Here is a 12,671-nt window from a genome sequence, read left to right on the forward strand (position 1 = left end):
GTGCCTTTCAGGCGGCTTGATTGGAAAGCGTGCGGCCAGCGCGGGCTGCGGCTTGTAGATAAAGTTCAGCTAAGCGCGCGCCGTCTTCGATACGGCTAGACCAGCCAAAGCTGGCGCGAATGGACGAGGCTGCGGCGCTATCGCTATAGCCGCAAGCCTTCAGAATTCGGGACATTTTGACTTTGCCGGACGAACAAGCAGAGCCAGCAGAAACCGCAGCGCCGGCCAAATCCATCGCCATCACTTGGCGCGCACCTTCCCAGCCATCCACCAGCACGCAAGACGTATTGGTGAGCCTTCGGACATTGTGGCTGACAAAGTCGACGTCTGCCAGGGCGCCCGCCAAGGCCAACTCAAAGGCGTGGCGGGTTTGGGAGGTCAGATCCTGATAAGCCAGCACGGCATCATCCTGACAGGCAACGGCGGCGGCAGCGGCAAAGCCGGCAATGGCGGCAACATTTTCTGTCCCACTGCGTGCACCGCGCTCCTGCCCACCCCCGGCACGGGCGTTGAAAACGTCGATACCTGGTGCTGCGACCAAGGCACCTGCCCCCATGGGGCCGCCAATCTTGTGGGAGGACACGACCAGCCAGTCTGCGAGGCCGGCAAACTGCGCCACCGAGACCTTGCCTAAGAGTTGGACGGCGTCACATAAAAGCGCCCCGCCGGCCGCGCGGACACGGGTGGAAATCAAATTGAGCGGCTGGATTGTTCCTGTCTCATTATTGGCTCCTTGAGCAATCACAAGCGGCTGACCGCCTTGACCATCCAGTTCCTGGCCTAACCAAGCCGCATCAAGAAGGGCACCCTGATTGACGGGGATTAGCTGTGCCTCGGGCCACAATTTGACGGCATAAGACCACACAGCATCATGCTCCACCGAAGAAACATAAACTGGGCCAAAGCCCATGGCCTTGGCGCTTTCCATCGCAAGGTGCAGCGCCTCGGTCGCGCCACTGGTAAAGGTCACGGCATCTGCGCCACATTCTAGGACACGGGCAAGGCTCTCGCGCGCATCCTCGAGGGCGCGCTTAGCGGACCTGCCTTCGCCATGCACAGAAGAGGGATTACCGCCAAGGTCCATCACACGCAGCATGGCTTCCCGCGCTTCGGGTCGAAGCGGCGAGGTCGCATTATGATCTGCGTACAGCCGATCCATTATTCAGCCGCCGCCCGATTATAGCGCGCGATCTCGTCGGCCTTGCCGGGCAATTGACGGGCCAAAACATCGGCCAAGGTCACCGCGCCCAAGAATTGGCTGATATGGCGCGAGAGCTCGTCCCACAAATCATGCGTCATGCAGCGACGATTGCCACTGAGACAGCCAGCCCGTGTATGGGCATCGCAGCGGGTCACTTTCAAAGGCTCTTCAACGGCCTGCATAATCGCGCCAATCGAGATTTCCTCTGGTGAAGCCGACAGTCGATAGCCGCCACCCGGTCCGCGTGCACTTTCCACAAGCCCGCGACGACGCAGCCGGGCGAATAATTGTTCAAGATAAGATTGGCTGATCTCCTGCCGCTCAGCTATTTCGCCCAGATTGACAGATCGCGCCGATGAACCCGTTTCAGGGCTGTTGAGCGCCAAATCCACCATCGCCATCACGGCGTAACGTCCCTTGGTCGACAATTCCATTGCGGCAGTCCTTTCGGCGCTTTTTGGACACTTTGCAGCGCCATTGCGGAAAAACTTGGCTTTTTGATACGGGCCTATGATACGAGCCCGTTCCGGTCCTTTACTGGACCTAGTATTCCCGACCCCGTAGGTCAAGAATTAAACTGAGCATCATGGCCGAACTTATCCTTACTGGCGCCGCTGGGCGTCTCGAAGCCCGATACAATCAAGCTGAATCGGAAAATGCACCGATCGCTTTGATCCTTCACAATCACCCCAAAGCTGGCGGGTCGATGCAAGACCGCGTCACCGTCATGCTGCACAAATTGTTTGTCGAGCGTGGCTTCTCCACGTTGCGCTTCAATTTCCGTGGCGTCGGTCGCAGCCAAGGCAATTTCGACAATGGCCAAGGCGAATTATCCGATGCCGCTAGCGCGCTGGATTGGCTGCAAGGCCAGAACCCGGTTGCCCCAGTCACTTGGGTTGCTGGCTATTCCTTTGGCTCTTACATCGCGCTGCAACTTCTGATGCGTCGCCCTGAGATCGACGGCTTTATCACGGTCGCCACGCCTGCCAACCATTATGATTTGTCGTTCTTGGCCCCCTGCCCATCCTCGGGCATGATGTTCTACGGGTCCAACGATCAAGTCTCCCCACCGGCTGACCTTGAACGCTCGGCTTCCAAAATCCGCACACAAAAGGGCGAATTGGTTGAGTGGGAGCAGATTGAAGGCGCAGACCATTTCTACCGTAATGAACTGGATGTCTTGCGGGATCGTGCCGCCGTTTATCTCGACCGCCGCTTGGCAGAGCCGCGCAAGATCGCGCCACCGCCGCGCCGCTAAACGCAGTCTTGTTGACCGATGAGAGACCTGAGCGCCCTGCGCTTAGGTCTTTATTCTTCATGGTCCAGAAGCAGCGGTTCGCTGGCTTGTACGGCTGCCCCGGGGTCGGCCGCATCTTTGGCCCAAGGACCGCGCCTCGGCGGGGCAGGGTAAAAATAAAGCCGCCACCCGTTGCGCATCAATAGGGCACCGGTGGGAATGTCGCCGCGCCCAAAGACGTGAGACTGACCATCAAAGCCGATCGTCAGCACGCCGCGCCCGCGACCCGCATAAACATAGCGGCCCTCCCAATCGCCTTCACCCAGCGTGCATCCTCGCGCAAGCCGATGTTCGCCTTCGGGCAACAGGCGCGCGACGTCCCCTTGGCTGAGGCCAGCTTTATCGAGAAGGCGCGTCGCATCAAATCGCCCGCCTGATGTGCGGCATAGGCTGGCGGCTTGCCCATGTGGCGTTGCCAAGATCGCCCGCCCTTCTGGGCCGATCCACGCAACCGGCTTGGGACTGAAAGCCCAGATTGCCAACCCAGCCGTGATCGCGACAATCGCCAAAAGCCGTAACCAAGATCGCCAGAGCGTCAGCCAAAGGATTGCGACGATCAGGATTAAGGGGGCTGTCGAACTGGTCCAAGAGACACTCGCACTCGCCCCGGGCAGGGCTGCAATCCAATGCGCGATCTTAAGTGTGACACTCAAGCCTGATGCGGCTGCCTGCCACGCCCAATCGTCCAGCCCAAAAGGCGCAAGGCTTGCCGCGATCGCTGAGAAGGGTGCAACCCAAAAATCCAAGATCGGGGCCGCCATTAGATTGGCGGGCAGCGACCAGACGGACACGCGTCCAAAGGTGGCTGCTGAAATTGGGGCCGTAGCAAGGCCTGCCACCACGCTGGTTGCCGCTGCCCCGCCCAGCCACATCGCAGCCCGCTGAAACAGGCCAAGCTCTGGCGCACCTGCGCGCCGCCGCTCCCAGATTTCCCATAGAGCGACCAAAGCTGCTGTAGCCAAGAAGCTCATTTGGAAGCCAGGGTCTATTGCGCTCTCGGGTAGAGCGACCAGAACACAGATTGCGGCGATGGCCAGGCCGCGCATGGAGATGGCCTTGCGGTTCAACAAGATCGCGCCAAAGGCAATGGCCGACATGATGAAGGCCCGCACAGCTGGGGCCTCTGCCCCGGTGAACACACAATAAGCTCCGGTACCACATAGCGCGATGACTGCAGCAATCTTGCGCGCGTCAAGTCTTAGCGAAAGTGCGGGCACCAAAGCCGCGAGCTTCCAGATCACCAAATAAATTAGCCCGCCCAGTAAGCCGACATGCAGGCCAGAGACAGAAATGACATGAGACAGGCCAGACGCCTGTAAGGCTTCCACATCTGCCTCGCTCAACCAAGCACGGTCGCCTGTGGTGACTGCTGCGAGAAATCCACCGCCATCACTGTCTGTTGCCTCGACAATTGAGCGCGCGGCCTGGGCGCGCCAAAGCGCCAATCGAAATTGAATGGATTGGGTCAGAGGCGGGGATGCTTCAATCACGGTGCAGGGCCGAAGCGCATAGCCAACCCCGCCCAATCCTTGAAACCAAGCCCGCCGCGCATGATCATAGGCACCGGGCACAACAGGTCCCGGAGGTGGCCTCAAAAACGCTTGGCACCTGACTTTCTGGCCGGGCTTTGGCGGCTCGTCTTGGGCGAGTGCCACGCGAACCGATTTGGGCTGTGCTTCCAAGCGCGTTTGCGACAGCGTTTCGACCACAATCTTGGCGCGCCAAGTTCCGCGCTGGGTGCGGTCAATTTGCTCTGCATAGCCTGTCACAAGATAAGGCGTTTTGACATCGGAGACTCGCGGCGCTTTCGCCGATTCTGCCCGCAACAGGCCCGACGCGCCCCCACCCAAAGACGCGGCGGCGAAAAGACTGAGAAGACCTAGCGTGTAGATGGCTTTGGCGAGACGCTGGTCAGAGCTGCGCTGCGCCATCAAGCTACAGCTAAGCCACAGGCCGAGTGCCAGAAATGTCAGGATCACCCAAACAAAAGCGGGATCATCTGCGCGCACCGAACAGGTCGCCCCTGCCCCAAAGGCAAAGCCAACCGGCAGCCACAAAACCAGTCGATCGCGGTCATGATCGCGGATTTCCTGTAACCGATCCTGCATCCAAGTGCGTAGATCACTTTCACCTTCACGGTGGCGTGTTATGAGGCGGCGGAGGCCAAGTTCATTGGCCTGTTCCGTCCTTTGATTTGCCTCTTTTTCAGAAGCCCCAGCCATCATGCATGCTCCTACCGAAACGACAGTCCACACACACGAAGCCACAGGCCGGGATGTTGTGACGCGGTTTGCGCCTTCGCCGACGGGCTACCTCCATATTGGAGGGGCAAGAACGGCATTATTCAACTGGCTTTACGCACGAAAAGCAGGTGGCAAATATCTTTTGCGAATTGAAGATACTGATCGCGAGCGCTCGACCGACGCGGCGGTGCAAGCGATTCTCGATGGCCTGGCTTGGTTGGGCTTGGAAGCCGACGGCCCACCCTTGTTTCAATTCGCCCGCGCTGGTCGTCACAAGGAAGCCGCTGAAAGCCTTGTTGAAGCCGGCAAAGCGTACCGTTGCTATTTGAGCAGCGAAGAAGAAACAGCCCTCAAGGAAGCCGCGCGAGCCAAAGGCCTCGCCTTCCGTTCGCCTTGGCGCAATGCCGATTCTGGAACCCCGCCAGCGGGTGCCCCCTTCGTGACCCGTCTGCGCGCACCGAGCGAAAATGAGTTCATCCGCGTGCACGATAAGGTGCAAGGTGTTGTGACCACTGCCGGGCGCGAGATTGATGATTTCATCCTGCTCCGCTCAGACCAGACGCCAACCTATATGTTGGCCGTGGTGGTGGATGATCATGATATGGGCGTCACCCATGTGATCCGAGGCGATGACCATCTGACCAATGCCGCACGTCAGACTGCCCTGATCCACGCCTTTGGCTGGCAAGTCCCAACCTATGCGCACATCCCTTTGATCCATGGTGATGATGGCAAGAAATTGTCGAAGCGCCATGGCGCATTGGGCGTCGAGGAATATCGCGACATGGGCTATTTGCCCGAAGCCATGCGGGCTTATTTGTTGCGCCTTGGCTGGTCCAAGGGGGATTTGGACATTGTTAGCACCGAAGAAGCCTTGGAACTGTTTGACCTAGAAGGCCTCGGCAAAAGCCCCTCGCGCTTAGACTTTGCCAAAATGGGCAGCGTGAACGCCCATTTCATGCGCTTGGCCGATGACCAGCGCTTGGTGACACTCATGCGAGAGCATGCCGCGCGTGCGGGCCAGCCAGAGATTGCCAAGTCAGACGCCGAACTCGCCGCTGCCGTGGCGTATCTGAAAGACCGGGCCAAGACTTTGCCGGAGCTTTACGACCAGTTTGGCTTTATCCTTGCGCAGCGGCCATTGCCGCGAGATGAAAAGACACAAAAGACACTGTCTGAAGAAGCGGTCGCACGCCTTGGCCGCCTGCAGCCGATCTTGGCAAATGTCGAGACTTGGCAGCATACAGAGATCAAAGCGGCACTGGATAAGTTTGCTGAAGCCGAAGGCATTGGCTTTGGCAAAATCGGTCCACCCTTGCGCGCTGCACTGACGGGTGGCCTTCCGGCACCAGATTTGGCAATCGCCTTAGAGCTATTAGGCAGAGATGAAAGCTTAGCGCGTCTTGGAGACGTGATGTAAACTTCTGTCGTGGAAACTGTGGTTACGAGCAAAACACAAGAGGGCATGAATATGGAAAGCAAAGCAGAACCAAAGGGTACCGCTAAACTTGATTTCGAAGGCAAGATGATTGACTTGCCAATTTATGGCGGCGCGACCGGCCCTGATGTGATCGATATCCGTAAACTCTATGCAGAGACGGGTGCTTTTACTTACGACCCAGGTTTCACCTCGACCGCTTCGTGCGAAAGCCAGATCACCTTCATCGATGGCGACGAAGGTATTTTGCTGCATCGCGGCTATCCGATCGATCAATTGGCAGAGCGGTCCAACTTCCTCGAAGTGGCCTATTTGTTGTTGGAAGGGCATCTGCCGAACCAAGGCGAGTTTGATAAGTTCAAGCACGACATCACCTATCACACGATGTTGCACGCCCAGTTCGACCGCTTCTTTGAAGGCTTCCGCCGTGACGCGCACCCGATGGCCGTTATGGTTGGCACCGTGGGGGCTTTGTCGGCCTTCTACCACGACAGCTTGAACATTGATGATCCGATCCAACGCAAGATCACCCAGCACCGCTTGATCGCCAAGATCCCAACCATCGCTGCACGCGCTTACAAATATTGGCTCGGCCAACCATTTGTGACCCCGCGCAATGAATTGAGCTATGCGGCAAACTTCCTGCGCATGTGCTTTGCCGTGCCGGCTGAAGACTATGTCGTGAACCCCGTGCTCGCTAAAGCGATGGAAAAAATCTTCATCCTGCACGCCGATCACGAGCAAAACGCCTCGACCTCAACCGTCCGCTTGGCGGGTTCTTCGGGTGCAAACCCATTTGCCTGTATCGCCGCGGGTATCGCCTGCTTGTGGGGCCCTGCCCATGGTGGTGCCAACGAGGCAGCCCTGAACATGCTGAAAGAGATTGGCCACGTGGACAATATCCCAGCCTTCGTCGCGCAAGTGAAAGACAAGAATTCCAGCGTGCGTCTAATGGGCTTTGGCCACCGCGTTTACAAAAACTACGACCCCCGCGCGAAAGTGATGCAGCAAGCCTGCCACGAAGTGCTGGCCGAAGTTGGCGTGAAGGACGATCCACTGTTGAAGGTCGCGATGGAGCTTGAAAAGATTGCGCTGAATGATGAGTATTTCGTCAGCCGCAAGCTCTATCCAAACATCGACTTCTATTCGGGCATCACGTTGAAGGCGATGGGCTTCCCAGTTGAAATGTTCACCGTGCTTTTCGCTCTGGCCCGCACCACGGGCTGGATCGCACAGTGGGACGAAATGAACAGCGATCCTGCCCAAAAAATCGGTCGCCCCCGTCAGCTCTATACCGGTGCTACCCAACGCGATTACGTGCCCATCATCAATCGCTAAGCATACTAACAATCTGATTGAACGCGCGGGCCAAAAGCTCGCGCGTTTTTGATTGCGCGCGACGCTTCTGATTGACAGAGTCAAATTGCTGCCTAGAGTAGTGGGATAGTTTTTTCTGCTTCTGGAGCCGATGTTGCAAAAGCCTGTGGTTTCCGTCTGTGCGCTGCTGCTTGCAAGCGTCGTTCCAACATTTTCCGAAGCCCAAAGCCAGCGGCCGATGATGCCGCATTGGGAGGACTACATTCGATCGGCCAGCGCAATTGCCCGGCCGACCAAGCTTGATAAAGTTAAACTCAATCAAGACTTGGAGAAGCAGGGCCGCTGCGCCGCTGCGGCAATTAAAAACTTGCCAGCATCTGAAGCCGATGGCCGCGCGATGAAGTTGATTGCGGCTTATGACGGTGATTGCAGCACCGGTGTTGGCGCAATTGCCATGACCGTTTGGAAACAGTCCGGCAATGGAGTTTGGGAGCAACATAATCGGTGGGTGACCGCTGGCGCAGAAGTCAATCTTGTGATTCTGCCGAAAGAGTTTGCCCCTCAAGTGGATCAAATTGGTCGGTTTGAGTCTGCCTTTCAACTTGACCCGTTCCACGCATCAAAACTTCCCGCTTGGGCATCTGGGAAAATCATGCCCAACTTGGCTGCTGGACTGGAGTGGCGGGGCGGGATGGAGCGCGACCTCTATGAAGCGGTACGCGGCGGCGATTATCAAATATTCTGCGCTTACCTCTATACAATGGCCTGCTTCGCAGATCTTCCTGGACGCAACACAAGCCAGACTCCAATCCTAGTGACCCGCGGCTATGCGGACATGTATGAAGCCAAATCGCCACACGCAGCCTTGGATGTCCTGCTAGGTAAAACGCCTAGCCTCACCCCTAGCCAAGTGGCTGAGAAACAAAGGGCCGTGGAAGAAATGGTAGAAAAGGCGGCGCGAGATGCTGTGTCGGCCGCGATCAACCAAGTGGGGTTGCGAGAAGACCCCACCGCACCCAAAAAGGCGGCTCCTCAAGCAACACCTCCACCACCCAAAAAGCGCTAGCCCGCATGTTTGCGTGCATGTAATCAAAACCAGCCTGCGGGTTGCTTCAAACACTAGCACCGCCGCCAAAGTTCGCCTAAAGTGACACGCATGCTTGATCATCTGAAATCTTTTGGCGATGGTGCCGCCCAAGTTCATTACGGGACGCCCGAACTCAGCATTGTGCGACCCGGCAAGTTTGTGCGCTGTGCCGTGACGGGGAAACCCATCCCGCTGGAGGATTTACGCTATTGGTCGGTCGAACTGCAGGAAGCCTATGTGGATGCAGCAGCAGCGACGACGCGCTGGAAGCAAGTGAACGCACGCGCCTAAATCTCAACACCAATCTTGCTAGGCGCACCCTTGTTTTTGGTGGGCTGTTTGGCTTAACGGGCCTTTCCAGCGGATGCGACCGCGCCTTAGCCCAATCGCCTGAATCCCGTCATTCACCCCTGCCCTTCAGCTTTTCAGGCACGCCGCAACAGTCAGGCGTGGTGATTTGCACAACGGTGCCGGGTGCTCAAATTGATGCCAGCGGCATCACGACCCAAGCCGATAGCGACGGCCGCTTTGTCATGGGCTTTGACCGCGACGCGCCATCACAGGCCTTGATTTCCATCTCAATGGGGCCAACCATCGCCCGGTTCGGCCTTGATGTCGCGCCGCGCGCCTATCAAGTCACCAGTGTCAGCGGCCTTCCTAAAGCTACCATCGACCCTCCGGCTGAAGCGCTTGCCCGTATTGAGGCGGACGCGGCCTTGAAGCGTCAGGCCTTTGACAGCAACAACCAAATTGCACGCGGTTTTGAAGAGGCTTTCCGCTGGCCACTCGATGATGTGCGCATCACCAGCCCGTGGGGTGCGACGCGTATGTTGAATGGCAAGAGCCAGCGACCCCATTTCGGCATTGATCTGGGTGCCGCGCGCGGAACTCCCATTTATGCCCCTGCGAGCGGCTTTGTTGTGCTGGCAGAGCCCGACATGCATTTTGAAGGGGGCATGGTGGCGATTGATCACGGCCAAGGCCTGATCACCACCTATCTGCATCAAAGCGCTTTGGCGGTTGAGGTGGGACAACGTGTCACACCGGGCACTTTGATCGGCTATGTCGGCTCTAAGGGTCGCGCCACCGGGCCGCATTTATGCTGGCGGATGCGCTGGCGCGGCCGCAATCTGGACCCCAGCTTGCGGGTGCAATCCGCCTGAACCTCAGCCCATTTGAGGCCGAAGTAAATGCCAATCAGGCTGGACATTTTGGTTGCGCCTGCCTAGCGAGACCCGATGCACCCCGCCTCCGCAACGCACTCTTGGCTGAAAAAACTCCATCTCTGGGTGGGGATGCTGGCGATTGCGATCAAGGTCGCCATCCCCGTGGGCTATATGGTCGCGCCCCAAGCTTTAGCGGCCGGCCTCACGCCCATCGTGCTCTGTACTGCCGAAGGCAATGTCACCGCCTTTATGGATGGCGATGGCCAAATCCTTGCTCATGGTGAAGAGGCCCTCGCCAGTGACCATCAGGGCCTGCCGTCTGACCATGATGGGTCCAAATGCGCCTTTGCTGGCCAAGGTGTGCCACTTGCCGCCCCGCAGGCGGCCAGCATGGCCGTGCAATTTGAAGCCGTTGTTTCGCCTACAGTCATTCAACCAAGCTTTGTCGCCCCGGGCTTAGGCCTTGCCGCCCCACCTCCACCCAAAACAGGGCCACCTATCCAAGTTTGAGATCCTTTAAGCCGCGCTGATGGTCTTCCATCGGCTTGCCTATTTCTCGACTTGGAAACCCTATTATGACCCCCCTCAAAAAAGCGCCGCGTGGGCGCAATATGCTCTTTTTAAAGGCCCTATTGGCCGCAACTTGCCTGTCCACTCCGAGCGCACTCTTGGCGCAGGATTCTCCGGCCTCGGATTCCGAAAAGCCAACCGAAACCATCATCGTTGTCGGCCAGCGAGACACCCCGATCACAGTCGTGCCGCGAGGCTTGTCTGTCTCGCTCGGCAAAGCGGACTTTGAAGCGGTCAATGCCATCAATGTCGAAGACTTGATGAAATATGCGCCGAACTTCTTCGTCCGCAAACGCTTTGCAGGCGATGATAATGCGGTGGTGGCCCTGCGCGGTGCCAATACAGTTCAAAGCGCACGGACCATTGTGATGGTGGATGGCTTTCTGGTCTCCAACTTCCTCGGGAACTCTTTCTCCTTTCCTCCGAAATGGAATGTAGTTGGCCCAGCAGATGTGCGCCAGTTTGACATTGTCTATGGCCCCTATTCTGCCCGTTATGGCGGCAATTCGATGGGTGGAGTAGTCTCGGTCACCACTGACGAGCCCAAGAAGACTGGTGCCTATCTCAACGCCCAAACCATGATCATGCCATTTGAAGAATATGGCTTTGATGAAACCTTCACAGGCTATAGCGTTGAGGGTGGTGTCACCTATGTGACGAAAGACGGCAAGCTGCGCCTGCGCGCGGGCTTCCGCCGGTTCGACAATGTCGGCCAGTCCATGACTTACAACCTCCTCACCCCTGCAACTGGCACAGCTGCGGCAACGGCTGTTACCGGCGCCTTTGTGGACCCAGAGCTTGCAACGCCGGTTTTTGGAGCGGCCTCCCCGGTTGACGTCGTCCAAAATCAAGCCCGCCTTCGGGTCGCCTATGACTTTGCACCAGGCTGGACGGCCGACGCCATGCTATTTGGTTGGACGACAGACCAAACCCTGCGCGATACCCGCACCTTCTTGAAAGATGCCAATGGGGCACCTGTCGGCCAAGGCCGCGTGCGCTTTAACAACCAAATTTGGAATGCCACTGGCCTTACCTCCTCAGAATTTGAACGCACCGAATATCTTGCAGGCCTTAAGCTTACAGGTGCTTTGGCGGGGTGGGATATCCGCAGCAATTTTTCGCGCTATTGGATGCCGATCTGGAATACCAAGACTTCGCGCGATTATCTAACGGGCCAGTTCAATGGCGCAGGCACTTATCAAGTGCAGGACAATCCCGGCTGGTATGCTGCTGACATCACGTTTGACCAGAGCTTTGTCAATCACAATGTCGGCTTTGGCCTCAATGCCAATCTCTATGAGACGGCGCAAAACACGTTCAACGTCACCAATTGGAACGCGGCAACAGGGCGGACCTTTGCGTCCTCAACCGCTGGCAAGACGGAGTCTCTTGGCCTGTGGGTAGAGGATGCTGTTGATCTGACCGACACGGTTACCCTCACACTTGGCGGCCGTTATGACCGGTGGCGGGCTTTTGACGGCTCAATTGCACGCCAATCTGGAACGGTGCTGCTGGCCGATGCCTATCCAACCCGGACGGACAGTGCTTTCAGCCCAAAAGCTTCGATCCAAGCTGAAGTCACGGAGGGCGTCGTAGTACAACTTTCGTTGGGTGGTGCGACCCGCTTCCCGACTGTGGGTGAATTGTTTCAAGGGCGGATCGACGACGTCACGCGTGAAATCGATCCACAAAGCTTTGATCCGAATTTGCGCCCTGAACGCTCGACTGACATCACTTTGATGGGTCGAGGCAAGGTCGGTCCTGTGCAGATTACGGCCAGTGCTTTCTATCAAGATATAGAGGACGCCATCTTCTCCTTCAGTGGCCTCAATCAATTCGGGGCCGTCGTTTCGAGCTTCAAGAATGTCGATCTGGTCACGCAATCAGGCATGGAACTGATTTTCGAAGCCGAGGACCTATGGGTCGAAGGTCTCGATCTGAATGTTAGCGTCAGCAAGATGGACGCGACCACCATTCGCAATCTTGCCAATCCAGAAACCGTCGGCAACCGCTTCCCACGCATTCCAGAATGGCGCTCCAGTGGTAATTTCCGCTATAAGTTCAGCCCGAAATGGCGTGCTTCTTTGGGATGGCGGCAGGCCACCACTCCGACTTCAGACCTGTTTGGCCGCAAAGGCGACGTCTACGGCTTCCAGACCGATTACTTCTTCCTCGACACCCGTCTCACCTATGACATGACTGACAAGGTCCAGCTTAATCTAGGCGTAGATAACATCAATAATGACCAAGCCTATGTCTCGCACCCGTTGCCCCAGCGGACCTTTGTGCTGGACGTAAAGCTGAAACTTTAGGAGACCACCATGACAGACGTCTCAGCCCCTATCCAAGCCC

Annotated in this window: 11 protein-coding genes; 8 read left to right on the top strand and 3 right to left on the bottom strand. The window is 57.3% G+C overall.

Annotated elements, in window-relative coordinates; translation table 11 throughout:
- Window positions 1-7 precede the first annotated feature (7 nt).
- Together ACOVRA_RS02915 and ACOVRA_RS02920 are read right to left on the bottom strand one after the other, a co-directional pair.
- On the bottom strand, window positions 8-1,159 hold the full coding sequence (locus ACOVRA_RS02915) for a cysteine desulfurase family protein (RefSeq protein WP_421718978.1): 1,152 nt from the start codon (window positions 1,157-1,159) through the stop codon (window positions 8-10).
- On the bottom strand, window positions 1,159-1,635 hold the full coding sequence (locus ACOVRA_RS02920) for an Rrf2 family transcriptional regulator (protein ID WP_298228525.1): 477 nt from the start codon (window positions 1,633-1,635) through the stop codon (window positions 1,159-1,161). Before ACOVRA_RS02920 ends, ACOVRA_RS02915 begins: the two co-directional genes overlap by 1 nt.
- A 152-nt stretch (window positions 1,636-1,787) precedes the next feature.
- Here ACOVRA_RS02920 and ACOVRA_RS02925 point away from each other — a divergent pair, with 152 nt between their 5' ends.
- Window positions 1,788-2,459, top strand: a complete 672-nt coding sequence (locus ACOVRA_RS02925; protein WP_346382428.1) for an alpha/beta hydrolase — start codon at window positions 1,788-1,790, stop codon at window positions 2,457-2,459.
- Between the two features lie 50 nt (window positions 2,460-2,509).
- On the opposite strand, the gene ACOVRA_RS02930 is transcribed toward ACOVRA_RS02925, so the two are convergent.
- Window positions 2,510-4,723, bottom strand: a complete 2,214-nt coding sequence (locus ACOVRA_RS02930; protein WP_421718979.1) for a ComEC/Rec2 family competence protein — start codon at window positions 4,721-4,723, stop codon at window positions 2,510-2,512.
- Here ACOVRA_RS02930 and gltX point away from each other — a divergent pair.
- The 7 genes from gltX (at window position 4,722) to ACOVRA_RS02965 (ending at window position 12,631) form a co-directional block, all read left to right on the top strand.
- Complete coding sequence (gene gltX / locus ACOVRA_RS02935) at window positions 4,722-6,161, top strand: glutamate--tRNA ligase (protein WP_421718980.1); 1,440 nt, start codon at window positions 4,722-4,724, stop codon at window positions 6,159-6,161. The two genes, ACOVRA_RS02930 and gltX, sit on opposite strands and share 2 nt — an antisense overlap.
- Before the next feature lie 51 nt (window positions 6,162-6,212).
- Window positions 6,213-7,517, top strand: coding sequence for a citrate synthase (gltA, locus tag ACOVRA_RS02940; RefSeq protein ID WP_298230142.1), 1,305 nt, complete (start codon window positions 6,213-6,215; stop codon window positions 7,515-7,517).
- 130 nt (window positions 7,518-7,647) lie between these two features.
- Window positions 7,648-8,562 carry a hypothetical protein gene (locus ACOVRA_RS02945; protein ID WP_421718981.1) on the top strand — a complete coding sequence of 305 codons (915 nt, stop codon included), beginning with the start codon at window positions 7,648-7,650 and terminating at the stop codon, window positions 8,560-8,562.
- Window positions 8,563-8,652: 90 nt separating this feature from the next.
- Window positions 8,653-8,874, top strand: coding sequence for a DUF2093 domain-containing protein (locus tag ACOVRA_RS02950; protein WP_290801264.1), 222 nt, complete (start codon window positions 8,653-8,655; stop codon window positions 8,872-8,874).
- Between the two features lie 158 nt (window positions 8,875-9,032).
- Window positions 9,033-9,746 carry a M23 family metallopeptidase gene (locus ACOVRA_RS02955; protein WP_421718982.1) on the top strand — a complete coding sequence of 238 codons (714 nt, stop codon included), beginning with the start codon at window positions 9,033-9,035 and terminating at the stop codon, window positions 9,744-9,746.
- 75 nt (window positions 9,747-9,821) lie between these two features.
- The gene (locus ACOVRA_RS02960; RefSeq protein WP_421718983.1) at window positions 9,822-10,259 is read left to right on the top strand and encodes a DUF2946 family protein; all 438 of its coding nucleotides are present in this window, start codon (window positions 9,822-9,824) and stop codon (window positions 10,257-10,259) included.
- A 65-nt stretch (window positions 10,260-10,324) separates the two neighbouring features.
- Window positions 10,325-12,631: a TonB-dependent receptor gene (locus ACOVRA_RS02965; protein WP_421718984.1), complete on the top strand. Its 2,307-nt coding sequence runs from the start codon at window positions 10,325-10,327 to the stop codon at window positions 12,629-12,631.
- Window positions 12,632-12,671: the final 40 nt, after the last annotated feature.

It is taken from the genome of Aquidulcibacter sp., from assembly GCF_049239865.1.
GTDB lineage: Bacteria > Pseudomonadota > Alphaproteobacteria > Caulobacterales > Aquidulcibacteraceae > Aquidulcibacter.

Bases quoted from the DNA above. Each gene is read 5' to 3' on its own strand.
- ACOVRA_RS02915 (WP_421718978.1), bottom strand. From the start codon at position 1,159: ATGGATCGGCTGTACGCAGATCATAATGCGACCTCGCCGCTTCGACCC.
- ACOVRA_RS02920 (WP_298228525.1), bottom strand. From the start codon at position 1,635: ATGGAATTGTCGACCAAGGGACGTTACGCCGTGATGGCGATGGTGGAT.
- ACOVRA_RS02925 (WP_346382428.1), top strand. From the start codon at position 1,788: ATGGCCGAACTTATCCTTACTGGCGCCGCTGGGCGTCTCGAAGCCCGA.
- gltX (WP_421718980.1), top strand. From the start codon at position 4,722: ATGCATGCTCCTACCGAAACGACAGTCCACACACACGAAGCCACAGGC.
- ACOVRA_RS02930 (WP_421718979.1), bottom strand. From the start codon at position 4,723: ATGATGGCTGGGGCTTCTGAAAAAGAGGCAAATCAAAGGACGGAACAG.
- gltA (WP_298230142.1), top strand. From the start codon at position 6,213: ATGGAAAGCAAAGCAGAACCAAAGGGTACCGCTAAACTTGATTTCGAA.
- ACOVRA_RS02945 (WP_421718981.1), top strand. From the start codon at position 7,648: ATGTTGCAAAAGCCTGTGGTTTCCGTCTGTGCGCTGCTGCTTGCAAGC.
- ACOVRA_RS02950 (WP_290801264.1), top strand. From the start codon at position 8,653: ATGCTTGATCATCTGAAATCTTTTGGCGATGGTGCCGCCCAAGTTCAT.
- ACOVRA_RS02960 (WP_421718983.1), top strand. From the start codon at position 9,822: ATGCACCCCGCCTCCGCAACGCACTCTTGGCTGAAAAAACTCCATCTC.
- ACOVRA_RS02965 (WP_421718984.1), top strand. From the start codon at position 10,325: ATGACCCCCCTCAAAAAAGCGCCGCGTGGGCGCAATATGCTCTTTTTA.